31 protein-coding genes are annotated in these 26668 nt (G+C 36.9%); 7 read left to right on the top strand and 24 right to left on the bottom strand.

The annotated features are described in order from the left end of the window. Positions 1–102: 102 nt before the first annotated feature. The 14 genes from IEX65_RS03120 to IEX65_RS03055 all read right to left on the bottom strand — a co-directional run bounded on the left by IEX65_RS03120 (position 103) and on the right by IEX65_RS03055 (position 7122). Positions 103–435: a hypothetical protein gene (locus IEX65_RS03120; protein WP_188764551.1), complete on the bottom strand. Its 333-nt coding sequence runs from the start codon at positions 433–435 to the stop codon at positions 103–105. Beyond that, on the bottom strand, positions 428–616 hold the full coding sequence (locus IEX65_RS03115; RefSeq protein WP_188764550.1) for a hypothetical protein: 189 nt from the start codon (positions 614–616) through the stop codon (positions 428–430). Before IEX65_RS03115 ends, IEX65_RS03120 begins: the two co-directional genes overlap by 8 nt. After that, positions 609–1232 carry a hypothetical protein gene (locus IEX65_RS03110; RefSeq protein WP_229250497.1) on the bottom strand — a complete coding sequence of 208 codons (624 nt, stop codon included), beginning with the start codon at positions 1230–1232 and terminating at the stop codon, positions 609–611. The genes IEX65_RS03115 and IEX65_RS03110 overlap by 8 nt, the downstream gene beginning before the upstream one ends. 55 nt (positions 1233–1287) lie before the next feature. Continuing rightward, complete coding sequence (locus tag IEX65_RS03105; protein WP_188764548.1) at positions 1288–1602, bottom strand: hypothetical protein; 315 nt, start codon at positions 1600–1602, stop codon at positions 1288–1290. Continuing rightward, positions 1592–1828 (bottom strand): hypothetical protein, encoded by a 237-nt coding sequence (locus IEX65_RS03100; protein ID WP_188764547.1) that lies wholly within the window; start codon positions 1826–1828, stop codon positions 1592–1594. Before IEX65_RS03100 ends, IEX65_RS03105 begins: the two co-directional genes overlap by 11 nt. Positions 1829–1976: 148 nt before the next feature. Then, positions 1977–2192: an Hc1-related histone H1-like protein gene (locus IEX65_RS03095; RefSeq protein ID WP_188764546.1), complete on the bottom strand. Its 216-nt coding sequence runs from the start codon at positions 2190–2192 to the stop codon at positions 1977–1979. A 45-nt stretch (positions 2193–2237) separates the two neighbouring features. Continuing rightward, positions 2238–2435 (bottom strand): hypothetical protein, encoded by a 198-nt coding sequence (locus IEX65_RS03090; RefSeq protein ID WP_188764545.1) that lies wholly within the window; start codon positions 2433–2435, stop codon positions 2238–2240. Positions 2436–2437: 2 nt separating this feature from the next. Next, positions 2438–2725: a hypothetical protein gene (locus IEX65_RS03085; RefSeq protein ID WP_188764544.1), complete on the bottom strand. Its 288-nt coding sequence runs from the start codon at positions 2723–2725 to the stop codon at positions 2438–2440. An 11-nt stretch (positions 2726–2736) separates the two neighbouring features. Further along, positions 2737–5769 (bottom strand): hypothetical protein, encoded by a 3033-nt coding sequence (locus tag IEX65_RS03080; protein ID WP_188764543.1) that lies wholly within the window; start codon positions 5767–5769, stop codon positions 2737–2739. Then, positions 5769–5966, bottom strand: coding sequence for a hypothetical protein (locus tag IEX65_RS03075; protein ID WP_188764542.1), 198 nt, complete (start codon positions 5964–5966; stop codon positions 5769–5771). The genes IEX65_RS03080 and IEX65_RS03075 overlap by 1 nt, the downstream gene beginning before the upstream one ends. After that, positions 5963–6337, bottom strand: a complete 375-nt coding sequence (locus tag IEX65_RS03070) for a hypothetical protein (RefSeq protein WP_188764541.1) — start codon at positions 6335–6337, stop codon at positions 5963–5965. The genes IEX65_RS03075 and IEX65_RS03070 overlap by 4 nt, the downstream gene beginning before the upstream one ends. A gap of 2 nt (positions 6338–6339) precedes the next feature. Continuing rightward, positions 6340–6516, bottom strand: coding sequence for a hypothetical protein (locus IEX65_RS03065; protein WP_188764540.1), 177 nt, complete (start codon positions 6514–6516; stop codon positions 6340–6342). Continuing rightward, the gene (locus IEX65_RS03060; protein WP_188764539.1) at positions 6513–6707 is read right to left on the bottom strand and encodes a hypothetical protein; all 195 of its coding nucleotides are present in this window, start codon (positions 6705–6707) and stop codon (positions 6513–6515) included. The genes IEX65_RS03065 and IEX65_RS03060 overlap by 4 nt, the downstream gene beginning before the upstream one ends. A 109-nt stretch (positions 6708–6816) precedes the next feature. Next, on the bottom strand, positions 6817–7122 hold the full coding sequence (locus tag IEX65_RS03055) for a hypothetical protein (protein ID WP_188764538.1): 306 nt from the start codon (positions 7120–7122) through the stop codon (positions 6817–6819). A gap of 130 nt (positions 7123–7252) precedes the next feature. Between IEX65_RS03055 and IEX65_RS03050 the strand changes: the two genes are divergently transcribed. The 4 genes from IEX65_RS03050 (at position 7253) to IEX65_RS03035 (ending at position 11831) form a co-directional block, all read left to right on the top strand. After that, positions 7253–7591, top strand: coding sequence for a helix-turn-helix domain-containing protein (locus IEX65_RS03050; protein WP_188764536.1), 339 nt, complete (start codon positions 7253–7255; stop codon positions 7589–7591). Positions 7592–7710: 119 nt separating this feature from the next. Next, the gene (locus IEX65_RS03045; RefSeq protein ID WP_188764534.1) at positions 7711–8475 is read left to right on the top strand and encodes an HIRAN domain-containing protein; all 765 of its coding nucleotides are present in this window, start codon (positions 7711–7713) and stop codon (positions 8473–8475) included. Between the two features lie 509 nt (positions 8476–8984). Then, a complete protein-coding gene (locus tag IEX65_RS03040) occupies positions 8985–9950 on the top strand; it encodes a sodium-dependent bicarbonate transport family permease (RefSeq protein WP_188764532.1) in 966 nt (321 codons plus the stop codon). Positions 9951–10079: 129 nt separating this feature from the next. Continuing rightward, positions 10080–11831, top strand: coding sequence for a patatin-like phospholipase family protein (locus IEX65_RS03035; RefSeq protein ID WP_188764530.1), 1752 nt, complete (start codon positions 10080–10082; stop codon positions 11829–11831). Positions 11832–11897: 66 nt separating this feature from the next. On the opposite strand, the gene IEX65_RS03030 is transcribed toward IEX65_RS03035, so the two are convergent. Further along, on the bottom strand, positions 11898–12446 hold the full coding sequence (locus IEX65_RS03030; protein ID WP_188764528.1) for a fasciclin domain-containing protein: 549 nt from the start codon (positions 12444–12446) through the stop codon (positions 11898–11900). A gap of 363 nt (positions 12447–12809) precedes the next feature. Here IEX65_RS03030 and yiaK point away from each other — a divergent pair, with 363 nt between their 5' ends. After that, a complete protein-coding gene (gene yiaK / locus IEX65_RS03025; RefSeq protein WP_188764527.1) occupies positions 12810–13829 on the top strand; it encodes a 3-dehydro-L-gulonate 2-dehydrogenase in 1020 nt (339 codons plus the stop codon). Between the two features lie 7 nt (positions 13830–13836). Here yiaK and IEX65_RS03020 read toward each other — a convergent pair whose 3' ends face one another. The 5 genes from IEX65_RS03020 to IEX65_RS03000 all read right to left on the bottom strand — a co-directional run bounded on the left by IEX65_RS03020 (position 13837) and on the right by IEX65_RS03000 (position 20918). After that, positions 13837–15099 carry an asparagine synthetase B gene (locus IEX65_RS03020; protein WP_188764525.1) on the bottom strand — a complete coding sequence of 421 codons (1263 nt, stop codon included), beginning with the start codon at positions 15097–15099 and terminating at the stop codon, positions 13837–13839. Between the two features lie 171 nt (positions 15100–15270). Then, the gene (locus IEX65_RS03015) at positions 15271–16230 is read right to left on the bottom strand and encodes an NAD(P)/FAD-dependent oxidoreductase (RefSeq protein ID WP_188764522.1); all 960 of its coding nucleotides are present in this window, start codon (positions 16228–16230) and stop codon (positions 15271–15273) included. Positions 16231–16338: 108 nt separating this feature from the next. Beyond that, positions 16339–16929 (bottom strand): phosphatase PAP2 family protein, encoded by a 591-nt coding sequence (locus tag IEX65_RS03010; protein WP_188764520.1) that lies wholly within the window; start codon positions 16927–16929, stop codon positions 16339–16341. 134 nt (positions 16930–17063) lie between these two features. Beyond that, the gene (locus IEX65_RS03005; protein WP_188764518.1) at positions 17064–17609 is read right to left on the bottom strand and encodes an acyl-CoA thioesterase; all 546 of its coding nucleotides are present in this window, start codon (positions 17607–17609) and stop codon (positions 17064–17066) included. A gap of 375 nt (positions 17610–17984) precedes the next feature. After that, positions 17985–20918, bottom strand: coding sequence for a beta strand repeat-containing protein (locus tag IEX65_RS03000; RefSeq protein ID WP_188764516.1), 2934 nt, complete (start codon positions 20916–20918; stop codon positions 17985–17987). A gap of 639 nt (positions 20919–21557) precedes the next feature. On the opposite strand from IEX65_RS03000, the gene pfkA reads away from it, so the two are divergent. Next, positions 21558–22532 carry a 6-phosphofructokinase gene (gene pfkA / locus IEX65_RS02995; protein ID WP_188764514.1) on the top strand — a complete coding sequence of 325 codons (975 nt, stop codon included), beginning with the start codon at positions 21558–21560 and terminating at the stop codon, positions 22530–22532. Positions 22533–22609: 77 nt separating this feature from the next. Here the strand turns inward: pfkA and IEX65_RS02990 are convergent, their stop codons facing one another. After that, on the bottom strand, positions 22610–23380 hold the full coding sequence (locus tag IEX65_RS02990; protein WP_188764512.1) for a YdcF family protein: 771 nt from the start codon (positions 23378–23380) through the stop codon (positions 22610–22612). A 145-nt stretch (positions 23381–23525) separates the two neighbouring features. On the opposite strand from IEX65_RS02990, the gene IEX65_RS02985 reads away from it, so the two are divergent. Beyond that, positions 23526–24986 carry a TlpA family protein disulfide reductase gene (locus IEX65_RS02985; protein ID WP_188764510.1) on the top strand — a complete coding sequence of 487 codons (1461 nt, stop codon included), beginning with the start codon at positions 23526–23528 and terminating at the stop codon, positions 24984–24986. 47 nt (positions 24987–25033) lie between these two features. Here IEX65_RS02985 and IEX65_RS02980 read toward each other — a convergent pair whose 3' ends face one another. The 3 genes from IEX65_RS02980 to IEX65_RS02970 all read right to left on the bottom strand — a co-directional run bounded on the left by IEX65_RS02980 (position 25034) and on the right by IEX65_RS02970 (position 26667). Continuing rightward, a complete protein-coding gene (locus IEX65_RS02980) occupies positions 25034–25864 on the bottom strand; it encodes a sialate O-acetylesterase (RefSeq protein ID WP_188764508.1) in 831 nt (276 codons plus the stop codon). A gap of 120 nt (positions 25865–25984) precedes the next feature. Then, positions 25985–26458, bottom strand: coding sequence for a DUF1648 domain-containing protein (locus IEX65_RS02975; RefSeq protein ID WP_188764506.1), 474 nt, complete (start codon positions 26456–26458; stop codon positions 25985–25987). Then, positions 26455–26667: a hypothetical protein gene (locus tag IEX65_RS02970; protein WP_188764504.1), complete on the bottom strand. Its 213-nt coding sequence runs from the start codon at positions 26665–26667 to the stop codon at positions 26455–26457. The genes IEX65_RS02975 and IEX65_RS02970 overlap by 4 nt, the downstream gene beginning before the upstream one ends. Between the last annotated feature and the right edge of the window lies 1 nt (position 26668).

Below are 26668 nucleotides of genomic sequence, written 5' to 3'. Positions count from 1 at the left end.
ACAACTATTTTTGTATTATATATATACATAAAAACACCGCCAGCAATGCTAACGGTGTTTCTGATATTCACTAACCCTAAACAACAAATACAGCGGTGGCTGTTATGTCTTTATCCTCCAGCTCGCTTTCTTGTCACGGTGCTTCTTCCCAAGGTGAGCTTTCAAGCCCATTATATTTTTAAATTCTCGACCATCACAATAAGGACAAGAAAGTGATGCTGATTCTACGAAAAAAGTAAGCGGTTGTTTTGCATTCATGTTGATGGCTGGCAGAGCTTCATCAACTAAAAAGGTGAGCCAAGACATTTGGTGCTGATTGCACTTGATTTTAAGTGAATGTTGTATCGCATAAATATCTTCGGGCTTTCTACTTTTGAGAGCTGCCTCGATGGCCTCAATTAAAGTAGTACGTGTGTAAATTGTCATTTCAGCCATTACGCACCTCCTTTACTGGCACCACTACATAACCACGAGCAAACAAACCAGTTACGATGCCATCAGTATCATCGCTATCAGCAGGGATTCCCATTTCGCTCAATACCTCAAAAATAGAGCTTTGGATATCTATCAAATCAATGTCTTGGTAGATGGCCATAAAATCATCAAATTTACTCACTGGACACCTCCTTTTTCTTGAACTCGACGACCCAAACATAGGGGTTGTTATCCCAAGAGGAAGTGCCATTTATTGAACTCCATAGCGTTCTGAAAGAATCTCTGAATTGTCTTCCAGTATCAGCACAAAATCCGGGCTTAAAGCCTCTGATATGCTTATGCTTAGATTTGCTGTAAATTTGAGCACCTAAATAATCAATAGTACAAAAATGTGGATGGTCTCCATAAGTCTTAGTTTCAATACCTTCATTTTTCGCATCTTGTTCAGAAATATCTTGCAGTTTCTCAACTTTAATATTAGTTATCTCAAGCGTTATTCGTGAAGCTTCACGAGGCATAAAAATTGATGGTTTCCATTTTGGTTTACCAACTTCACTACACTCACATTGCTCAAATTGCTCGCAACAAGTTCCATCGGCAAGAAAGATATATTCATTTCCGTTTTTGAAAAAGGTTTCTCTAACCCACAGCTCATCACCAACTTTACCATAAGGACTTTCTAATTCTACTTCACAACCTGTTTCATGAGCAATTACAGCAATGTATTCTTCTGAAATGTTCAAATCATTAAAATCCATTGTACTCCATGAAGGTAATTTTACAACTCGTCTCGTCATTGTCTTCGTACCCCCTAAAATGGCTTTAACCATTTCGGTCTTAAATAAAATAGGGCTACTCTTCATCACCCACCTCCTTTCTTGACCCCGCAATTAAATAGAACCTAACAGTTAGAAAATCGCCGATGTAAAGCAATTCATCATCTTTTATCGACGATGACCATTTAAAGTCAACACAAGAAGGTTTGCATCTTGGGTATTTTGAAGAAATGAGGTCTATAACTTCATCAAGAGCATCTTTGAACTTATCAACCCAAGTTTGGTGAACAATCTGCCTATCATTTTCTTTAATAAACTCCAAAACGGCTTCTTCAAGCTTATTATTCGTTTTGTTCTCGTTCGTGATTTTAAAAAAATATCTATTCGCCATCGCTCACCTCCTTTTTATCAAACCATTTAATTCCTTCAATTTCAACCAATGGCTTATATAATTCTGCTCTAATTGACTTATGGTCAAGGTATAATCTTGCATCAATATCAACCCTGTATCCCATTGCCTGAGCTTTAGTCATAAACTTATCTATTGAAGCTAATAATTTATCGCACTCATTTTTCAACGCCTGGCGTGGAGTAATTAAATTTCGCTCATTTTCCATTACATTTGTATCGTTTTAAGTTAAAAATCTATTTTTAGGTTTTAGAGCAGGGCCGTAATCCCTGCTCTTTTTTACATCTACAATCGATGTTGAAGCAAGTCATAATAATGAAATGCTCCTCCATGCCACAACGGTTCGACGCTTCGAGTCACTCCTTAGTAACATCTAAATTCTTCTTGACTGTTGTTAATTCTTCTCTGCCTTCCTTACAGAGCTTTGCAATCTTAGAGAGCTGCACACGTGTTCGGCGAATGGCTGCTTTGTTGCCACCGTATGCCTCCATTTGGTCTTTGCCAAACTCAGGGCTATTTACTATATCAGAAATCTGACGGACAATAGTAGGGGATAATGTTGTCTGTAACATTTGCTTATGCGTTACGTCGCCACGTTTGTTTATGTTAAAAAATATTTACTCTCGAACTAAGGGTTCTATCTTACGAATTAGCTTGAATGAAGCTATTGCTACATCGCCGTACTTATTGACTAAGACATTCTCAATCATTTGTTGGGCTTTAGGACCATTAAAAGCAGTTGCTTTTCTTTTACCACTTCGGTCGCCCCAAGTGTATTCAAATAGGTAGGTACTGTGGTTTGGGTTCTTTTTCATCTTTATACAAGTTTTTCGCTAATTTTTAGAAGTATTACGCTATTTCTCCTTGTTTGCTCTTTGACAGCTTCAAGGTATTGAGTTTCAGTTATCACAATCATTTTTTCGTCTTTTAAAATGAGTGAGATTTCGCCTTCACGTACATCGCTCGATTGAAAGCAATATCCGTTGTTTACACGCTTTAGATTCCTGATAAAATGCCCGAACTCTGGGCTTTCTATCTTCCAGAAATCATACCCATTTGGGCTTTGAAAAAACATCGGGAATGTAGGTCTTACAGGTGGTTTCATAATGAGTCATTTTAAACTGGTATATCTGATTCATCAATTTCTTTTCCTTCAATCCATATAAATTCTTTCTGAGTATATTTCCCTTCCTGATTCGGGTTAGGAATCATTTTTTTGATGGTTCCATACTTGGCATGCTCCGACTCTTTCTTCCATCCACTTACATGCTCAGGGTTAAATTTGTACTCGTTGAACTCTGCCCAGGCTTGAATCTTTTTCCAAAACCCTTGTGGTGTAAACTGTTTGGCATTTATGGCATTTCTACAATCTTCATAAGCATCGGTTCTTCCTACTAAATCGTTAAGTTTTCCTGCAAAGTAGTTATCAGCCCATTGCCTAAAGTTTTCGCCCATCAGAGCCAAGCTATTACGTTTCTGAATGTTTGAGAAAGGAGGGTCTATCTTCACGTCGCTCTGGGCAACACTCAAATAAAATTTTAGGCACTGGGCCATGAAGTTGTAGAATAGGTTCCATTGCTCACCGTCCCAATCATCAAAGATTCTTCTCTTGAGTTCGGTTAGTGGTGTTCTCACTTCGCCATAATACTCAAGGTCTTCATGGTAATAATCTGAGAATACGCCATGCAACTTTCTACCCTTAGAGCTACCGTCCATATATCGGTCCGAGAAGTTCGTATCAATCAAAAATTTGCCATATTCTTCATACTTGTAGGTTATCATTGTTTTGCCTTTGGGGTTAGCAATCAACGAAGACGTTAAAGGACCGTAAAGGCGTGGGAATGGCTGAAACTCGCCCCAATCTTCGATATGAATAAGGTCTGTTACCCATTTTTCTATCGGCTCCCAAATATGTTCGTAGTCAAACATATCTTGTTTTCGACCATCTTTCCAGGTGTGCCATAGCATCTTGTAAAAAGCTTTTGCTAAAATACCTTTACCTGCACGACCATTCGATGCTCCTTCCTCCGAAATTCGATAATCCATCAGGAACAAAGCCCAAGGTTTTGCTAAGTCCTTATATCGATGCAGCATATAGCCTATTGAAAAAATTCGATTGATGAAAGCAAGTTTTTGTTCTTTGATTTCTTCGGCTGTAAGAAGTGAGCCATCTAATCGAAATTGGTATTGTTCGTTATACTTGTCTTGTTTTTCTTTACTCTGGAAGCTCATTAATTTCTTTACCTGCTCTTCCGAAAGGTCATGTGTAACTTTGTATTCGTTACGTTGCTTTTCGGTGAGCTGCCAAAAGTTCATGCGTTCCTCCAGTTCCGTTCTCCAATGTATTCGACAGGTATTTGTAAGAAACTTGACAAAATCGCTATTCGTCTCTTGCATTTCAATATCCCAACCTTCTTTCATATTGCCCGATATTTTGAACATATCTTCAAGAATCTTAGGCTTATGCACCACTAAGCGATTATTTTTATCAGTCGTTTCGATTTTGATAATTTTGAAATCCCAAACGTAAACATCTGGAGTCTTTACTACCTCGATGGCGTCGCCTGTAACTTTCCAAATTTTATTATCGAAAAATATATACTGAAAATCACGGCCGAAGTGCTTAAAATTCGGCTCAAAATCTTCTAAGTTTGAAAGTGAAGTTTCGGATAATTGCGGGCTTCGATACATCATATTTCTTAAATCTTCTGGCAGTTGCCTTTCTTTTAAGAAGTTGTGTATAAAATTTTTGATGATGTTTGAATCTACTTTCGTAACCTTATTACCGTCGATTTTAATGAATACATAGCCTTCTTTTGTTTTGTCGGTAGGATAGCGATAAAAGCCATTCATCTGCAAAAAGTTGTAGGTACAGACGTGATTTAGCTCGTATGTCATCTGTGGGCGACCGAACTTTATTTTTCGGTTTCCTTCTTTATCGTAGGCTGGTTGTTCGTCCCAAAATTTAAAAGGTAGGGCCGTTTCAACTAATTTTTTGAAGGCTTTTTTATCATTATTTTTAAGGAAATCTCTGACATCTTTACAGGCATTTCCTCTTATATCTGTTTGTTGTGCGAGGGTTGCAGGGAGCCAAATAGTGCGAATATCTAAGTAGCAAAATGCCAGGCTTTTTGCCGACTCTTTACCTGTCATATCGATATCAGGTAAATTATAGAAATTCGTACAAATACTATTGATAGATTTGAATTGCTCTTTATCAATTTTAGCTGTTTCGGAGTTAAGCCAAATGACTTTGTAGCCAAGAGCCGCAACATTAAGGGCGTCGGAGCCTCCTGAGCATAAGATAATTTCTCTGAATTTTTCTTCAAGTTTATCTTTTACAACCTTTTGCCCACTTTCGACAGCAGCATTATAAGCTTCTTCATTCTGCTTGACATTACCCGATATAAACTGCTTGTGTTGAGCAAGACCATGAATGAAATTTTCGGGCTTTTTACCTGCATATAAGAAGCGATACTGCTTTTCATCCTTCGGTTTATAGATTTTTTGGAAATCTCCTTCGTCAAAAGCAAAAATTGGAAATTCGGGATTTGATGAAAAGATATTTACCTTTTTTCCGTCTTCGCTCACTTGCTCATAGGTTTCTACCGACTTTATATGGTAATATTTGAACAGTTGCATGGCAAGGTCAAAACGAATCTTATCATCGTCTTTGTTATTCATTCCACCAAATTCAATACCTTCCCATGCTTTCGGAGAAAGTATAGTAAGAATCTCCGCTTTGGTAAATTCTTTATACTTGGTAATTGTAACCTGTTTCGGTTGTTCGTCAGAGCGAGCTGGACGATGGTTATAAGTGGCCGATGCCTGAGTGTATTTGATGGAAATACCATAAAACTCAGCAAGGACCTTAAAAGCAGCTCCATAACTCAAGCCATTTACATCCATACAAACTTGTAGAGCTGTTTTTGCCTTGTTATCGCCACCACCGCCAAAGTCTTTTAGCATCCACCAACCTTTTTCTTTATGCTTGAATACTCCAGCCGAAGCCGTCGAATCATCATCACGAATAGAAATTTTGTGATTTGGATTCTGAAAACATTTGTAAATGTCGGGGTAAACTGATTCTAAGTATTGCTGTCCACCATCTTGTTTTAGGATGTCATCCAGCGTTATTTCGTATTCCATTATAAACGGTTAAGGAGTTTTCTGTAAAGGGTTAATTTTTCTTGGAACTCACGGCGACTATATAGTTCGGTTTCGGGGTCTTTTACAATGTCGGCACACTCTTCAATAGCATTTTCAAGCATGTTTTTAGCTTCAGGAATTTGCTCAAGAGTAATTGTAGATTTTTGGATAGCAAGGATTACTTCGTCAAAATTCATTTGATGGATGTCATTATATTGGTAAAATCTTCATAGTTAACAGAGGCGATTAATCGGGGAAACCAAGGCATAGCTTCATAATTTTCGGCTATCCATAGGCAATAGCTATTGCAGAGTTGTTTTAAGGCTTTTTTGTCAGCTTCATAAATCAAAAATGCACATGGTTTACAGCTACATTCTGACTGTAAAGGCAACTGAGCAGTTAGCCGGTCAATGGCTCGTGCTGTCTCTGCAACTTGAGTAGCAGGAATCTCCTTATAGAAGTTTGTGAATAGAGCATGTAAACGCCTAACATGGCATTCCTTCAAAATCACTTCACTTGGTATATTCTTATCTATCCAAATCTGAATAGCGGCTATAATTCTTTTCATTGTTATACAAGTTTGCAGGTGTCATTTATATAGAATACCCAATCAGTACCTACACAATCCGTGTAGAATATGCGTTTTTCTTGCTCGTCAAGTTCTCCCCAGTAAATGCCTCCAACGGCAATTTCGGAGTGCTGTTTTGGATTATCAGCAAGCTCCAGAACTTCAAATTTTTTACTCATTTTGTTTGTGTTTGCTCATCAAAACCGATGAAATTTTCAAATAAACACTCTTGAATAGCTTGAAGACGGTCGTCTTCTTTTGGTCGAAACTCAAATTTCAAATCAATCCTGCCGTGTTTTTCGTTTTCAGGAACACAAACGGTCAAGATTTTCTTTGAACCTTCCTGTGTAATGCTCATTCCTGGTATCATTTTCTGAATTTGTTTAAAGGGTCTTTATCTCGTTTTTTTCTAAAATTGGTTACTGTCATCAGTAGATATGAAGACATTGTAACCAAGCCAAGTATTAAGAGAGGCTTAATCATGCTTTGACTAATTTTTGTCGACTACGGAAATTCGCTAAACTCTTTGCACTTCTTTCTCTGGAATCCACCAGCTTTTGTAATGCAATGACAACTCGCCGTGTTTTTTCGAGCCCCGATTCTCCCTTTTTTACATGGCTAACATCATCTTTTGCTTTTGCCATTAAAAAATAATCATCGTATTGAATCAAATCAGTCCTTTGAAAATCAGGAGCTAAAGCATAAAGGCGTTCAAATTCATCTCGCCAGTAGTGTACTGATAGCATTTCCTCTTTTACATCAATAGGGGTTTTTACGTGTTCCATGTCAGTATTTTTACGCTTGTTTTATTCGCTTTTGCGTTGCACTTTTGCGTTGCAAAATAGCAACGCACAAAGGTATAAATAAAATAGAAAAGTACAAATAATTTGTACTTTATTTTAATAATTAATTGATATGAGCTTCGGTAACAGATTACAAACGCTATTAAAAAGCAAAAAAATTAGCCAAGAAAAATTAGCTGAACTATTAAATGTTGCTGGAAAATCAACTATATCAGCTTGGATAAATGACAGAGCAAAGCCAAATGCAGACCTTTTAGTAAAACTTTCAGAAATTCTTAGTACGACACCAAATCATCTACTTTTAGGAGGGGAGCAAGAAAGTGAAATTGAAACACTCAAACGAGAAAATGATTTAATGAGAGAAGCCTTAGAAGCTTATAGAAGGGCTGAAAAAGCCGAAAAAGAACTGAAAGAAGCTAAAAATATTGAAGTTGTTCTTAACAAGGCATAATTAGGGAGAATAGTCAATTAAGTTTGCAAGTGCAAAATTACGGACAAATACGTAGCCCGTTTAGCGTAAAACTACGTAGTCAACTCAACGTATTTTTACGCATATAATTTAAAAAAAACATGGCTCAAAGAAGAGATTATAAGGGAAGATTTGTAAAGAAAAATACAAATAAGAGAACACCTAAAACACAAAACCAACTAAAATGGTGGCAAACGGCACTGGTGTTTCTTTCAATTATTGGAGTAATAAATGGATTTATACAGATGTTCAATGGTAAATTCTATGGTCTATTTGTGATTCTATTTTGGGTTATCATCTTCTTTATTTTAGCTCGAAAATGGGGAAAGAAGAATGGAGAGATTAAAGAAGAACCACAAGCGAATCAGAACACGGAGGCTCAAATACAAAGAGAAAAAGTGTTTGCAGATATACGTAGGAGACAGTTTGAGCGATTGAAACCGATAATTGAAGCTAATAAGCCAATATCTTTAACTCAATATGAAGAAAATAATTTAAGACCATTCATTGATGAAAACTTCCCCAATCTCGAAGTAAAAATAGTAAGGCCGTTAATTATTGAAACATCAATAGCAGGACTTCAATATCATGATGCAAATAAGAAAGCTGTAAAAGATATGCTTAATGATATTCCAATTGGAGAACCTTTAGAGTTAAAACGAGATTTTGAGAATACACATTCTAAAACAGCAACAAGAATTTATTGGGAAAGCTACTGGTTAGGCTTTGTGCCAAGTGAATATTCAAAAGTTGTATCTGAAGCGATTGATTCAGGTTTAACGGTTTCCGCTTCTATAAATGATTATGATGATACAAAAACATCATTTTTTAAAGTTCAGATTGAAATCAGAATTGACAGAGTATAATGTAATAAATGGCAGTAAAATGGCAGCAACAAAATGCAAAATGGCAATTGCTGATACCATCTAAAAGTTAAAAATAGGCTTAAAAACGACATATTTAATGAAAAAATTACATATAAAAGATAGTTCGAATCTGGCCACCCCGACACAGTAAATAGAAAAGCCTTAAAATCAAGCGATTTTAAGGCTTTTTTGTTTATTTAACTTCCTATTCTCATGCTTTCAATCATATTACTTCATATTTATGTGTGTCCTATTCGGTGCCCTCATCATATACATCCTCATTTTGATTCTTTTGTGCCATAAGGTGGGTTAAATATTTAATAATCAATTGAATAAGTGATTGTAAAGGATTTTGCATAAATAATATTTATGATTTTCATTGAAAATATAAATAATTACTTATAAAAAAGATTCCCGAATTTTGTGTCCCGAAATCAATAAGCAAGTAAAGATACTTGGATGATTGATTTTTGACCTACAATAAAAATCCTTATTTTAAATCGAAGATTATGAATTTTAATTTACTCATTGAAAACCTAAGTAATCCTGCTCTCTTATTTTTTGTTTTAGGCATTTTAGCCGTTTATCTGAAAAGCGATTTAGAAATACCACCCAATTCTTCAAAATTTATTTCACTCTATTTATTATTTTCTATAGGCTTCAAGGGTGGACAAGAACTCTCTCATGAAGCATTTACGAATGAAATTGTTTGGTCGATGCTTCTTGGTATAGGTATTTCGTTGCTGATTCCCTTGTACACTTTTTTTATTCTAAAACGTAAGCTAAATATTTATGATTCAGGTGCAATTGCAGCGGCATTTGGCTCAGTTAGTGCCGTTACATTCGTAACTGCTTCTTCGTATCTTGAATCTCAGCAATTGAATATACATGGTTATATGGTGGCTATTATGGCTTTGATGGAGTCTCCAGCTATCATTATTGGCTTAGTGTTAATCTCGCTGTTTGATGGAGAAAGTATGGTAAAAAGTATAAAAATATCTGATGTACTCAAACACTCACTCACAAACGGAAGTGTATTATTGATATTGGGAAGTTTGGTAATTGGTTTTTTGGCGAATGCAAAGCAAGCCGATGGTATTAAGCCATTCACTAATGATTTATTTAAAGGTTTTTTAGCTATTTTTCTTTTAGATATGGGTATTATAAGTGGCAGAAAACTGAAATCATTTTTCTCTTTTGGGATGTTTCCGTTTGCCTTTGCATTGTTTATTCCGTTGATAAATGGTTGTGTTTTTGCAATCTTAAGCTCTGCGGTTACGTCCGATGTGACAAATAGATTTATTTTCGCTGTATTGGCGGCCAGTGCTTCGTATATAGCAGTGCCGGCCGCAATGAAAATAACGGTGCCTAAGGCTAATCCAGGTTTGTATTTACCAATGGCATTGGCAGTTACATTTCCAATGAATATTACAGTTGGTTTGCCTCTCTATTTTTTGATTGTAAACTGGTTTTAAACAAAAAAAGCACTGCGAAGCTATCAGTTTCGTAGTGCTTTTTTGTTTTACAAGTTATAATTAAGTGTATTTTTCTCTCGGTTTTTTCTGTTTTTTTTGCTATATTTGGAATACATAATTCCACTTTTTATGCCATTAAAACCTGACAAAAATCTCCAATCTTACCCCCAAACTCCCTTCGACGAAATTGCTTTAGCTTTTTCTGGTGGAGGTTTCAGAGCTGCTGCTTTTGCACTGGGTACAATGATGTATCTCAATCATTTAGAATTTAAAGGAAAGTCGCTGCTTCAACGTACAAAATTCATGGCTTCGGCTTCGGGTGGTACGATTGCCGTAGCGATGTATTTACTTTCCCTACATCGAAAAGAAGATTTTGAGCAGTTTCGGAAGAACCTTTTGGCGTTTATGGATGGCGAAAAACTGCTGGGCGATGCCGTGAAAATTTTGTCTGATGATAAAAAATGGCAGCAAGGCACAAAAGAACAGAATTTCATCAATGCTTTTGCAAAGGTTTATGACGAAAAACTACTTCAATTGAAGTGGGAAAATGTTTGGGATTTATCGAAAAATACGCATATCAAAGAAGTATGTATCAATACTACTGACTTCCAGAGTGGCCATAGTTTTCGATTCCAAACTGCCGAGAAAAATACCAAAAATATCATTGGCAATAAATATGTAAATATTGCCAATACCGATGAAATTCGGCAATTAAGAGTTGGCGATTTACTGGCTGCTTCGTCTTGCTTTCCGATTGGATTTGAGCCAATGGTTTTTCCTGATGATTTTGCGTTGAATGAAGAAAATAAGAAAAAACTGACTGAAAGTATTATTTTCAAGACCGCCAATGGCAGTAATGTAGCTGGAACGGCCTTTGGTTTGATGGATGGAGGTATAACCGATAATCAAGGCATTGAAAGTATGATGCTGGCTTATGATAGAAGAAACAATGAAAGGGTTAAAAAGAAAGGATTAAAGCCTTTCGACCTAATGATTGTTGCCGATGTATCGAACAGAATTATTGCTCCGTACAGCACAAAGGTATCCAAGATAGATTCTGAAATGAGTATCAATGATTATCATAAAAAAGGAAAGCGATTGCTGCCCATTGGCGTTGGCTTATTGGTTCTTTCGTTAATTTCTTATTGTAGTTCCTATATTATTGATATTCCGAACGAAACGTGGGTTGGTATTACAAAAGCTTTTGGCTATCTGACATTCCTACCAGCCATAGCCTTGATAATAGGAGGGAGGTACTATAAAAGAAAAATAACCGAATTGATTGCAAAGATTAAGGTAGAAACCAGCGAAACGCAACACCTCAATTGGGATATTTTATCGAAATATGGACGCTTCCTCACAACTATTAAAATATCGGTTCTTTCAAAACTCTTGTATAGCCGAGTGTCGTCAACGGCTACAATGGCGAGCGAAGTCTTTCTGAAAAAAATCAGACGTGCTATTTTTGAAAAATTCTATGAATGTAAAGATTATGACTTTCGTAGAGTCTCGAATCTGATTTATACTTTAAGTAAAGGTTATCAAGGTTCGGTCGAAAAAGAAGAAGAAAGCAAGGCGATGGATGATGTAAAGTTACTTTCACCAAGCCAACAAATGATGGATGTGGCCGAAAATGCTCGCACTACTGGCACAACGTTGTGGTTTTCGGAAAAAGATATTCGAGAAAACAGAATGAAAGATATTATAGCTACTGCTCAGTTTACGCTTTGTAATGCTTTAATTTCTTACTTTAAGGAATTAGAAAAAGAAACCAAATATAAAGAATTGACAGAGAAAGATGAATTACAGCAGCTAAAAAAACAAATTCTGACCGACTGGGAAGCATTTAAAGATAATCCGTATTATCTTTATCAAGCTTGAGAAATCAAAAAAGCCAATCATGCGGTTTCGCACGATTGGCTTTTTTATTAACGACTCATAGCCAAATTATTTTGGTAAAACAACTGTGTCAATTACGTGAATCACACCATTGCTTTGATTTACGTCAGCGATTGTTACAGTTGACATTCCACCTTTTTCGTCAGTCAAAACTACGCTTTTTCCTTTCAAAGAAGCTTTCAATGTTCCACCCTGTACGGTTGTCAAACTTGCAGTTCCGTTACCAGCTTTGATTTTTGCTACGATATCAGCAGCACTCAATTTTCCTGCTACTACGTGGTAAGTCAAGATTGCTGTCAAAGTTGCTTTATTTTCTGGTTTTACCAAAGTCTCAACTGTTCCTGCTGGCAACTTACCGAAAGCAGCATTAGTTGGAGCAAATACTGTAAATGGTCCTGCACTTTGAAGCGTTTCTACTAAACCCGCTGCTTTTACAGCTGCCACAAGTGTTGTATGGTCTTTTGAATTTACTGCATTTTCAACAATGTTTTTTGATGGATACATTGCTGCTCCGCCTACCATCACAGTTTTTTCTTTTTGTGCGAATGTACTTAATGAGATAAGTGCTGAAACGAATACTAATGCTAATTTTTTCATTGGATTTTTGTTGCGGAACGCCGCACCGTTTGAATGTTAATTGTTTAAGTTTTACATTTGTTATTTGTTGACTTAACTAACGGAATAAATTACGAGCTGGATTTAAAAATTTTAAAATATTTTATAAACTGCTTATTATCAGTATGTTAAATCGGTTGTTTGTAAGCTGCACCCAAAACGCTTGTTTGTCAACCTACCCTATTATAAGAGTTTGTTTAATTTATTTGTTTTGAAATTAAACAAATATAATTTGGGCTTATATTTCAGTCACTTAGGAATCTGTTTTTTAGGCGAAGTAAATATTTAAATTTTGCTTACCTTGCGAAGCCATTTTTTTTAACCAAATCTTGAAAGAAACGAACCATGACAGCCGAAAGCAATACACTTACGATTTCAAAAGATACCATGCAATCTACCTTCGAGGGTATATTGTTGAACAACGGATTTAGTGCAAGCAAAGCAAAAGTTTGTGCTGAAATCTTTACCGTCAATAGCCTTGATGGAATCTACACTCATGGGGTAAATCGTTTTCCAAGATTTATAAAATATCTGAAAGGTGGCTTTGTAAAACCCGATGCCGAACCAAGTTTGGTTTCAAAATTTGGCGGAATTGAGCAATGGGACGGAAACCTTGGCCCAGGCCCACTGAATGCCATTCATGCAACCGAAAGAGCCATGAGTTTAGCGACCGAAAATGGTATTGGCTGTGTAGGTTTGGCTAATACAAATCACTGGATGCGGGGCGGAACTTACGGTTGGCAAGCTGCTAAGGCTGGGTTTGTGTTTATTGGTTGGACAAACACCATCGCCAATATGCCAGCTTGGGGAGCAACCGATGCAAAACTCGGGAACAACCCCTTAGTAATGGCCTTGCCGTACGAAAACGAAGCGATTGTGTTAGATATGGCTATGTCGCAGTATTCGTTTGGGGCAATGGAATTGGCAGCGATGAAAGGCGAAAAGCTTTCTGTAATTGGAGGTTTTGATACCGAAGGAAATCTGACCGACGACCCTGGTGCGATTCTGAAATCTTGGCGTTCGATGCCAGTTGGATATTGGAAAGGTGCGGGGCTTTCGCTTTTGTTAGATATTCTATCGGCTGTACTTTCTGGTGGACTTTCAACGCACGAGATTAGCAAAGAAGAAATCGAATATCGACTTTCGCAAGTTTATATTGCTATTGATATTAAGAAATTAGGTAATCATTCGGCTATTTCGGCTGCCGTAGGGCAAATCATTGAAGATTATCATCAGTCAAATTCGATTTCGGAGGGTAAAAAGATAACTTTTCCGGGCGAGCGTGTATTGAATACGAGAGAAAAAAATACTGCCAACGGAATCCCAGTCTTAAAAAATGTTTGGGAGGAAATTTTGTCGTTGTAAGTTAAAGTCAAGTCTTTCTTTTCTTCTTTTTTGCCGAAGGAAAAAGCACGTTATTTAAGATAAGGCGATAGCCAGGCGAATGCGGAAAAAGATTCAAATCAGTGGGTGTTCGGTGAAAACCTCTGCGGCCTTCGGGGTCGTGTCCACCGTAGAAAACCCACTGACCAAGCCCAAGCTCACCGTACATATATCTGTCCGATTCCTTACTTTCCCCCATCACCAAAACACTTGATTTGACCGTTTTTTTGTTGAAAGCAGTCGTTTGTCCCATAAACTCACGAATCAAATGCTCGTGATTCTGCACCAACATAGCGGGAATAAAATCCCATTTGGCTGAAAAATCGAAGAGATTGAAATAGCTATTAATTTCTTCGTCGAATCTACCAGATGAAGCGTTTATATCAGAAAAAGACATCGAATTATAGCCGTATCCATCGCCGTCGTTGAGGTAAAGCGTAAAATCTTCAAAGGCAAAAGTTTTATTAAAATCGAGTTTTTCTTGGGCGTTATTGTCAACATTATCGCCATCGAAACGACTACTTACAATATCTACGCCTTCGGCCGAAAGAGCTATGTCGAGTGTTTCAGCCCCCGAACACATCGCAAACAAAAATCCACCACCCATGCAATAGGTCTTGATGGTTTTGGCAACATCGAGTTTGAGGGCCGAAATCTTATTGTACTTGAAGCGTTGAGCAATTTCTTCTTGAGCTTTCATGTCTTTGTAGCTCATTCGACGCATATTTCGACCAAATTGACCCGTAAAATCTTCGTGATGGAGGTGAAGCCAATCGTATTTATTAAGGTCGCCTCGTAAAATTTCTTCATCATATACTACTTCAAAAGGAATCTCGGCATATTTCAAAACCAACAAAACGGCATCGGTATCTTCAAACGATGATGTGCTTATTTTGGAAGGAGAATAAACCGCAATACGTGCTGCTTTGTGCAGCCGCATAACTTCCATGTTTACATCAGGATTTGAGATTTGTTGTTTGAGCGTTTGTACATCAGCATCCGAAATTATCTCAAACGAAACTCCACGAATCAAGCATTCTTTTTGAGTATTTGATGAATAATTTATCAGAAAACTTCCTCCCCGATAATTAAGAAGCCAGTCGATTTCGGTGTTGTTTTTTAGGGTCATGTAGGCAATACCATAGGCTTTCAGATGATTGCTTTGGCTGTCATCCATCGGAATTAAGATAGCGTTAGCGAAGCATTGCCCAGCAAACAAGAGCAATAACAGAGGGAGAAATCTATTAGGCATGGCTCAAGCGTTTAAAGAATTTAATCAAATATAGAGAAAAGAATTCTAATAAAATGCTACTTGAAAGGAAAAATATTTGCTGATAATCAGAAAGTTATGCAGAGGTATTGATGAAATAAAGCCTCCCAAAAATTGAAGGTTTTTGGGAGGCTGAACAAGGTTATGATATACTTAGATTTTTAAAAGGTTCTGTGCCGCACTTTTTCCCGAAATAAAAGCACCTTCTATACTACCTATACCAAAGCCATCACCCGCAAAAATTAACGGAAACTTGGTGGAAGCAGACACTAAAAAATTGTCAGTGTGGCGTTCGGAAGCTAAGCTATATCGCCAACGATGCACTTGCAAACTTTCTACTGATTCGGCTGAAATCAGATAGCTTACCTCTGATAATAGTTGCTTTCCAACCTCGTTCAAATCATCATCAAAGTGAGCCAAACTAAATGCTGGATTAGCATGAATCGTAACCGAAAAAACGGGCGAAATACCTTTTTGAAAATTATCGGCAATCCACGAAATATTACTATTTTCGAGCGAGATTCCCCCAGGGCTTGGAATATTAGTTGGAGCATTCAAACTTGCCATGACGGCTATACAAGGTTGATATTGAATATTTTCTAAAATAGAGATTTCGGCAAGCGAGATTTCACTTTTTTGCAATAACTCAATGGCTTGTGGAGCAGGTACTGTACAAATGATAGCATTGGCTTCGTATGAATTACCTGTTTCTGTGATGACTTTACAGCCGTTTTCAGTTTCCGAAATGCCTATTGCTTTTTCGTTAGTTCTGATGTTCAGCCCTTCTGCCAAGAACTTCGGAATACTACTCATTCCATTAATACCTATGACTCTCGGATGAGAAAACGATTTATCGCCCTCTTCAAGATGCCACTCTTTGGCAATACTCGCTTGTAGAAAATTTTGTGTAAATGCCTTGAAATCAGGTGTTTTTGTTGAGAAATATTGAGCTCCGTGGTCGAAACGAGCTTCTCCTGCACGGCGTGTAGCCATTCGCCCCCCTACACCTCGGCCTTTGTCGAGAATCGTTACTTCCCAATTGTTTTTCAATAGTTCATGAGCAGCAGTAAGGCCTGATAGACCCGCTCCGATGATAATACAAGAATTTTTCAATGTTAAAGAAGATTATTGGTCAAAGATTTTACGGTTGGCGGATAGACGGTGTTTTGTGTTATTGCCGACCGTGGACTTTCTTATTTAACCAGCAATCTTCTGAAAGGTTTATTTTTTTCTTTGTAGCCAATGATTGGCTTTGTAGCATAGCCAAGCCGAACCCGCTCCAATGACCGCACCTGCTAAGACATCGCTCGGGTAATGTACACCCAAATGCAAGCGTGAGTAGGCCACTGTTCCTGCCCATGTATAGGCTGGCACAATTACATACCATTTTCTGAATGTCAGGCTCAACGATGTAGCCGTAGTGAATGCCGCAGTTGTATGTCCAGAAGGAAAAGCTGGGTCGTTTTCGATGTAATAAGGTTGTAGGTTTGGATAAGTAATATAGGGTCGGTCACGGTTAATGATTTTCTTGAGAGAATAAGTTGTTCCCATAGAAATTGCCAGCGAAGCCAACGATGTGATACCCTGATGTTGAAGATTTTTATCTTTGGTAATAAGCCCTGTACCAAGCAAACTGATTGGCAAGGCAACACTTAAAGGGTAAACCGATTTACTGATATTATTGAATGGCTTATCGAGATTTTGGTTGCGGTCTTGATTGATTTTTTTGAGAATATCAATGTCAAGGTTTTGGGCAAAAAGGCTGAAATTTAAAAGAAAAAGTGTAACGAAAATAGTAGTTACTTTTGTCATAATTTTGGGGGTAGAACAAGTTTCAAACTTGTTGTTTAATACTGAAAGCGGTCAGAAATCCGTACTTATTGTTTATAATTTAATTTGTTTTTACCCACTTTTTGGGAGAACAGGATGTTCGCCCAATAGTTAAATTATTTGATGATAACTCGCTCATTTGTAAGCAAATGTAGATTGTCTTCGAGGTGCATACTTGATTTTTCGTTGTCAAAATCATCTTTATATGCTTCTTTTAATTGTTTTCGTTTGATGGCTTCGAGGCAGCGTCTTACGTCTGCTTGGTCTTCGAGTTCGAGCATCGGCACTTCGGTAGGTTTTCCGCTATCATCTTTCGCTACCATTGTAAAATACGAAGTGTTGGTGTGTTTTTGTTCGCCAGTTTTTACATTTTCAGATACCACCCTTATTCCGATAACCATTGAACTACGACCTACATAATTGACCGATGCGTGAAGCGAAAGAAGCTCGCCAACCTCAATTGGTTGTAAGAAATTTACACCATCAACCGAAACGGTTACGACATAAGCTCCTGCGTGTTTTGAGGCACAAGCGTATGCCACTTTGTCCATGAGTGAAAGTAAGATACCTCCGTGAATTTTTCCACCAAAATTTGCATAAGATGGAATCATGAGTTCGGTAATTGTAGTGCGTGAATAAGAGATAGGTTTAGATTTTTGCATTGACTTATGAAATGTTGTAGAACGAACGGTAAAGATAGGGGAGTTTTAAAATAAAACAAAAACGCCACCGCAATCTTGTGCCGTGGCGTTTAAAATAAACCCTAACCCATAAAAATCAATGTTATATTACTCTTACTTTGTATTTGTATTATTTTAATATTTAATTTGCAATCTTTATGCCATAAATCGTTTTCTAAAATAAAAACTTTTAAGCGGATACATTTTCTTGCCTAAGAATTAATACCCAAATATTTACAGAAATGACAGTTTACTATTAATTATAAGACAATTTCGTGCCAAAAATGTAGTTTTTAGTAAAATATTATTAAACATTTTGTTGTCGAAACGTTTTCTAATTACCAAATAGTAAAGGTGTTATTTTTGTATTTTTTCAAGATTGCTTACTTTGGCTTCGAGAGCTTCAATTTGCTTATTAGCCTTAATCATATAGAGAGTAAGTTCTTCTATTTTTTCTAATAGTTTGGCACTTGTTTCCATTACATCCATGCCGCTTTTTGTCATTTCTTCAGCCGAAGGAACATTTGGTAAGTGATGGTAATAGTTGATATGTTTTTCAACATCTCTGAGTGACATTAACTTATAGCCAGTCTCGAAAACGTAGTCAGCCCAACGGTCAGAATTAGCTACTGCTACCCTTACTCTCTCGGTCAGAATTCCACCTTTTACGTATAAGCCAAAGTCTCCAGGATATGAGTTAATACCAGTTCCGATTACCACTTTTCCGTTATTTGAATTGTGTAGGCGTCCATCAGTAAGTGTCCAACCACTGTTAGTTGAGCTTGTATTTCCGATTCCATCATTTACTAAGATAATATTACCATTTTCGTCAACTGATAATACCTTTCCATTTCCATTAACGGCATTTGAAGATGATTTGAGTTTTACTAATTGTAAACCACTTTTTCCTTCTTCACCACCAATTACAGATATACCTAATGGGCTATTATTATAGATTCCTCCGGTATTATTTGCTTTCCAAAGTTCTGGTGTTGGAGTAGTTGTAGTATTTGTTGGAGTATTTACTAAAATTACGTTACCATTAGCATCAACCGAAAGTACTTTCTGTGTTGTAACCGTAGGTGTGGTATTGCTGCTTAATTTTGGTAAAGTAAGAGCATTTATTGAAACAGTACCAGCATTTGAATTGCTGATGTTATCGCCCGTTACTGTCCACGGCGATGGAGCATTTACTACCGTTCCCGCAATACCCACCGAGTCTCTCACTAAAATTACATTACCGTTATCATCAACAGATAGCACTTTACCTGATGGTTTTGAAGCAGGAAACGAAAGTTTTAATTGATTCAAAACCAAACCGCTACGGTTAGTTACTGAACCATTGGTTACTAAATTACCTGATTCAATATTGATGCCACTTTTTACTGAAAGACCATTATTGATATACGCTTTACCGAGGTTTGAGTTAACGATGTCGTTTCCACTAACTGTCCACGGTGAAGGTGTACTATTTGTTACGTTTCCTAAAATCACATTACCTGCATTATCAACAGTCAAGAATTTTTGTGTTGAAAGTGTCGTAGCTGTTTCGCTTGTGATTGGTAATGTAAGACCATTATTGATTAATACTCTACCAGTATTACTATTGACGATAGCGTTGCCAGAAGCAGTCCAAGGAGAAGCTACTGCTGTCGTGCCTGTTCCGGCTGGTATATTGGCTAAAATTACATTACCTGCATTATCAACAGTAAGGAATTTTTGAGCAGATGTTGTTACGGTATTATCAATGCTTAGTTTCGATAAAATCAAATTATTATTGATATAAACTGCTCCGCTATTACTATTTGCGATATTATTACCACTGCTATTCCAAAGTGAAGGACCAACCGGAATTGTACTACCAGTAGCCACTGAGTCTCTTACTAAAATTAGATTACCATTATCATCAACTGTCAACACTTTCCCATACGAGCGGAATGCGGTATTTGATGCTTTGATATTGTTTAATTGAATTGAACCATTTAAAATCAATTTTCCTGCATTGGTATTGGATAAATTGTTTCCGTTAAGTCCCCAATAAGAAGGAGTTGTTGTTCCAACCGAATCACGGGCCAATACGAGTAAGCCATTATCATCAACTGTTAATACTTTTCCATTTGATTTGACCGCAGGTGAGATTGTCCTTAGGCTTTTGAAACGTAAATTGCTTACGATTACATCACCAGTATTACTATTTTCTATTGAACTTCCTTTTGCTGCCCAATAGCTTAGATTTGGTGCTGAAATTCCAGAGCCTGTTCCTACTGAGTCTTGAACCAAGATTACACGACCTTTACTATCAACCGATAAAACCTTTTGGTTTGATTTTCCAGCTGGCGAGTTGCTATTCAAATTCTTAAATTCCAAACCACTAATATTGGCTACTTTACTATCAATTGATAAAGCACTTTCGGGAGTTTGAGTATTGATACCCACACGAGACTTTTCAAAATCACCATAAATGAGTGCTACGTTTTGAAAATTATTGTCGATATACAATTTATTATCACCAACCTCATTGACCCCTGCTTTATAACCGATAAAGATATTTCCATCACCTACCGAACGTTGGCCTGCTTGTGTACCAATACTTACGTTCTGTGAGCCTGTTAAATTACTATATAAAGAGTTTGCTCCAACTGCTACGTTGTCACTACCTGTTTGACTATTCAGCAAAGATTGATAACCAATTGCGATGTTATTTAAACCTAAATTAGCATCGTGTAAAGCGTAAGCTCCAATTGCAATCGAATTGAAACCATGACTACGATACCCAGCTCGATAACCGAAATAAGTATTACCAAAACGATAATCAATCAATCCAGAACGATAATTGTTTACTTTAAACACTAAAGATGTAGTATCTAATGTGCCAAGAAAATTTAGGTCAGAATTTAAACCTGAATTCCCTCCAATACTCCAGCCACTTCCTGTTGTGGCCGACGCAGGGACGGGTTCGGACGTAAGTGCTGCTCCATCGGCATTACGGGCATAAAGGCCTTTCCAAACGGCACCATCAAAGAAATAGAAACCTGTAAAGAAATCAATCTGATACACCATCAAACCCGTTGCTGGACTCTTAATACCTGCTCTTTGAGCTAAGGTCATACGAGGAATCAGCAATCCTTTTGATGTGGAAGTGAGGTCCAATAATGCTGAATTATCGGGTTTTGTGGTTCCGATTCCAACATTTTCGTTTTGAGCCATTGAGTTTAAGGCACTCAAAAGCAGCAACATGAACGCTCCGACTCTAAGACGGAGTTTCTTGAAAGGTAAAGTTATTCCTGACATTTCTTGTAAAAATTAATCGTAAGTAGCGAGCTTACTCTTTGGGTTAAGTGACAAAATGGCCACCGTATTGCCTTACTTAGGCTCAAATAGTATGCCAAAAAAAAACAAACTAGAAAGTATTATATAATGCACTGATAGTCAATAGTTTGAGTGCTTTTATGCAGACTCAACTTATAAAAAAAGCAATGTAAGGTTGAAAGCTGAGATAGTTTGACTAACTTTAGGAGTAGAAATTAGCTTTAGAGGTTAAGATTGGAATCTCTCAGCCGAAGACTTTAAAAATTGCTTAATAAGCACCAAAAATTTACGCTATCAAAAGCCATATTTTGATGAAATTGAGACTTTACTTTTTTATCTTTTGAAGATATAGCTATGTTTGTGGTCGTGTAAGTACAGGAAAGACGTTTTAAGCGAATTTTATTTGAATAAAAATAATAATATACAATAATTTCTATAAATAATCATAGAAAAGAATTTAATTTCGGTAAAACCCCTTTTCGCAGAACAATATTATTAATGAATAATAATGAAAGTTTGGGAGAAGTAAAGAAAACTAATTACTTTTGTGCCTAATGTAGTAGTAGCTAAGTTGAGAAAGGTAATAGGCGAAATACTAAGCAAAATTAAGAAAATATTAAGATGAAACGAATAGCAGTTTTTACTTCTGGAGGTGATGCACCTGGTATGAATGCTTGCATCAGAGCCGCAGTTAGAGGAGCGATTTATCATGGATTAGAAGTGTATGGTATAAGAAGAGGATATAATGGAATGATTACGGGTGATATTTTTCCGATGAACTCGCAATCAGTAAGTAATATAGTTCAGCGTGGTGGTACGATGCTAAAGTCAGCGAGAAGTAAAGAATTTATGACTCCTGAAGGCCGTAAAAAAGCTTACGAAAACCTAATGAATGCTGGTATCGAAGGTTTGGTTGCCATCGGAGGAAACGGAACATTTACTGGGGCTGAGGTTTTTTATAACGAATACGAAATTCCAACAGTTGGTTGTCCAGGTACTATTGATAATGACCTTTATGGCACAGACTATACTATTGGTTTTGATACTGCCGTAAATACTTCACTCGAAGCCATTGACAAAATCAGAGATACTGCCGACTCACACGACCGTGTGTTTTTTATCGAAGTAATGGGTCGTGACTCAGGCTATATCGCTATCCAATCAGGTATTGGTGGTGGTGCTGAAATCGTAATGGTCCCCGAAACTCACACTCCACTCAAAAAAGTAGTGAGTACATTGAAAGATGGCTGGTCACGCTCGAAATCTTCATCAATTGTAGTGGTTGCAGAAGGTGACGAAGAAGGACACGCAGTTGATATTGCCGAAAAAATCAAAAATCAAGTAGCTGATAAATTGGATATTCGTGTAACCACACTCGGACACATCCAACGTGGAGGTACACCAACTGCTTACGACCGTATTTTGGCGAGCCGTTTAGGTCTCGGAGCGGTAGAAGGCTTAATTAAAGGCTACAAAAACGTAATGGCAGGAGTTGTAAACAACGAAATGGTTTACACACCATTTATTGATACTATCAAGAAACCAAAACCAATTCACGACGATTTGTTGAGAATGGTGCATATATTGAGTATGTAAGTAATGGAGAATTGATAATGGAGAATTGATAATGCAAACTAATTCTCCATTATTCATTCTCAATTATCCATTAATAATCAAATCCATCCCATTATTTTATAGGTACTGTAACCTATTACTTCTCTGAAGAGTAATTGCACCAAGCCTAAGTTTCCTTCTCTTGGCAGAACCAGATTATACCAATAAAAATTACGTTCGTGCGAGATATAGTCTGCTCCAAAACAATCTACTTTTAAGCCCACTTTTGCAAAACACCCACGTGCTCGACGTAAATGAAACCCTGAACTGATGAGTAAATAAGTTTGATTAGCAAAGTGTTTATTTAATATTTTAGAACAATTAAGGGCATTTTGTCTGGTATTTTGAGCATTTTTTTCAAGAAAAATATCTTCTTTAGCAACTCCACTAATAATCATATATTTGGCCATCTCATCAATTTCTAATTTTTGTGTTTGACCCAAAACTTCAATTCCTCCGCCACTTATCAGAATTTTTTTAATTTTGCCTTTCTTATAAAGTTCAATGGCTTGCCCCATACGGTCAGCTGAGCCACCTAAAAAAATATTTTCGATAGGGAGTTTATCTTCATTGATAGTACCGCCTGTTAATACGATACCTATGTCATGTTGCTTTACCTTATTAATAGAAGTAGGCGGAACTTCCCACCATAAGAAAAGCTCATTGCTTAAAAAAGAATTGCCAATTATGTAAAGAAAAATAAATGCCAAAATCACTGCCTTTTTAGATTTGGTACGATTTTTTGTAGAGATAGCATAGATTAACAATAAGCACAAGATGCCCATAGGCATAACAAAGAATGAGAGAAACTTAGACGCAATATAAAACATTAGATTTCGTTTAATGGGAGATAATCCCAAAACTGTCTTTTGGGGTAAATTACCAGCAACTAAATTAACAAGCGTTTAACAAAAAACACACAATTAAGTATTTATCTTTGTGAAATAATATTAAATGAATAAAACCTGTACTAATATGAGAATTAGCCGAGCGGCGTTCCGCTACTTCAAAAGCCTATTATTGATTACCGCACTCATTTTTTCGGCCGATAGTTTTGCTCAAGAATTTGGGCATTCGATTAAGGTAAAAATGAAGGGCGTTACTGAAGGTAAAACAGCCCATCTGGCTCATTTTTTTGGTTATAACCAATACATAAAAGTCGATTCAGCCAAGGTCGAAAATGGAGAGTTGACTTTTAGAGGAAAAGACCCACTCAAAGGTGGAATTTATCTGATTGTCCTTTCGCCATCGAAATACTATGATTTTGCTATTAATGGTAAAGAGCAATTCATGGAAATCGAAGGTGATACTACTGATTTTGTAGGTTCGGTGAAGTTTAAAGGCTCGAAAGAAAACGAAATTTTATTCGGATATCGTAAATTCTTGCAAGATAAAAGCAAAGAAGCCGAAGCCATCAGTACCATGGGTAAATTGAAAAATGACCCAGCTTCGCAAGAAATGAACCGCAAGAAAATTGAACTGATTCAGAAAGAGGTGGATACCTACATGAAGAATACGGTGAAAGAAAATGAAGGGACTTTTGCAGCCAAAGTAATAAAGGCAAATTTAGACCCTGAATTACCAACGGTTTTGCCTAAAAAAGCCAATGGCCGTCCAGATTCTACCTATCTATTTAATTATTATAAAGGTCACTTCTTCGATAACCTTGATTTTGCTGATGACCGTTTGCTTCGTTCGCCTTTTCTACATAGCCGCATGGAGCGTTATTTCAAAGATTTGGTTTATCAAACAACCGATTCGGTCAATCGTGATGCAGATAAGGTCTTGAAGCTTGCCAAGAAAAACCAAGAGGTATATCGTTTTGCGTTGTGGTGGGTGACAAATAAATACGAAAACAACGAAATTGTTGGTCTTGATGGGGTATTCATTCACTTAGCCGAAAATTATTATTTGAAAGATGCCGATTGGTTAGATTCTACTCAACGTGCGAAATTCAAGGAAAGAGTTGATATTTTGAAGCCTTTGCAGACAGGTTTAGTATTTCCTACTTTGATTGTGGCTGATTCTTTGGGCAAGGAGTATAATCCAATGCAGAGCAAAACTAAATATACGATTGTACATTTCTACGACCCAGATTGTGGCCACTGTAAAGAATCTGCTCCAAAATTAATGGAGTTTTATAACAAAAATAAGGATAAAGCAACCATCTACAATGTGAGTATTGCGTATGATACCAAAAAGATGAGTAACTTTGTTCATGCCTATAAAACCCAACCATTATTAAATCTTTGGGATTCCAAGGGTAGGTATTATTTCAGAAAGAGTTTTGATGTGTACTCAACACCAACCAACTATATTTTGGATAAAGATAAGAAAATCATCGCTCGACGAATACCAGTTGACAAGTTAGAAGACTTTATTAATTTCTACGAACGTCAACAAATGCAAAAAATGACTGAGAACGCTGGAAAATAATATTTCCCGAAAAATACTTTGAGCCGCTGCCTATTGGTAGCGGCTTTTTATTTGTAAAACTTCAGTAAATAAGCTAAAGCAAAACGCTCGCCCAATGCACGTTGGCCAGCAGAATCGAAATGTACGTTATCGCCTTTGTGCTTGAAATCTTGTGTTTGCACGATGGTAGAATATCGGTCTTTACTCACATATACTCTTAGTTCTTGATTGATTTTCTGCCAATTATCGTTGGTTTTAGAATAAGAGCCCAATTCTCCTAAAATAATGGGTAAGTTTTTTATACCAATGAAGTTTCTGAAGGTTCCAAAAAGTTTACTCAAATTTTGGGTATGAAAAGGAATACGTTTTTCGGAAGCGTCACTCTCTCCTTGATGCCACAAAATACCTTTGACTACTCCATATTTTTGTCCGATAGCCACCTTTTCTTTGAAATTGGAAAGCAACTTCACATCTCGATAAGTAGAGTCTCCGAGCCATTGCGAAATAGCACTACCACCTACGGCCGTAGGAATGAGTAGGATAGAAACATCATCAGGGATTTGTTTCAATAATCGATTGGCAAACGAAACGCCGCAGTCGAGGCCAGTGCGGGTGGGTTCATAGAAATGCAGAGGTTCTTTGGCGTAAATCAATTCACCTTGTTTGTTCAGACTTAAAATTCGTTTGTTAGGAATCGTATCAGAAGGTACTACTTGACCTCTGCCCGCCATATTAGACTGTCCCGCCATTATGAAAACCCAAACTTTATTTTTTGAAGGAATGTTAGTAACTTTTTCGATGACTTTAGGGAAATATTGAGTACGTTCTAAGTCAGTTTCTTGAGCTTTGAGCGTTTGAGAAATTACGAAAAAGGATATTAAGTAAAGGATTTTTTTCATAGATGCGACAGAATGAATACAAAACCAATAAAAGATATGGTTAAGGTACGTAATTTAAAGAGTTAGAAAAAGCGAAGCGTGGTGAAAGATTGTCTTTCACCACGCTTCGCTTAATTTTTCTTAGGCAAGTTTATTAATTTTATTAGTATAATAAGCTGATAAACCAAGAATCGCCACCACAATGGTAACAATAATAACAAAAATGCCATTACTTGAAATCGGGCTATGGCTCGATTTTACGATATGCAGTTCAATGAAAAAGAATAAAGCACTAATCGAAACAATAATTAAATCTAATAATTGTCTGCCGAGTTTCACTCTTTCTTCGAGATTATTATTACTTTTTGTTATTGGCAAATTGAGGTAGCTAAATGGGTTTTTACGAACGCTTGCCATAAAACCAACCAAAGCTAAATTAATGAGCGGAATAAAGAAAATCGTATATTTTTCGCCCCAACCGTTAGGTTTTCCATCAATGCCAAAGTGAATCGGAATTGTCGCAGGCAGATTAGAAAACGAATAAGAAGCATAAACTAAATTGATAATGGCAATCAGAATTGCAAAAAAGACGAGTGTGTTGTTGTGAGTTTTCATTGTTGTACAGAATTTGAATGTAAAACATCCAGTTCTACGCACGAGGCCCAAGCAGGGTGTGAGAGCTGACTAATGGTACAAATTTCGGCAAGAAAACTGAATTTGTCAATCGTATTCTGATTAGTGGAAGTTAGGTTGTTTGGTTGGAGTTTTGTGTAAATGAATGGAATAAAGAAAATCCTTTTTTGTTTTATTTTCTTAGTTTTCATG

The sequence above is a fragment of the Emticicia aquatilis genome, from assembly GCF_014644295.1.
In the GTDB taxonomy this organism is placed as follows: Bacteria; Bacteroidota; Bacteroidia; order Cytophagales; family Spirosomataceae; genus Emticicia; species Emticicia aquatilis.
Note: the sequence above shows the minus strand (reverse complement) of the source record. Positions and strands in the feature narration are given on the sequence as shown.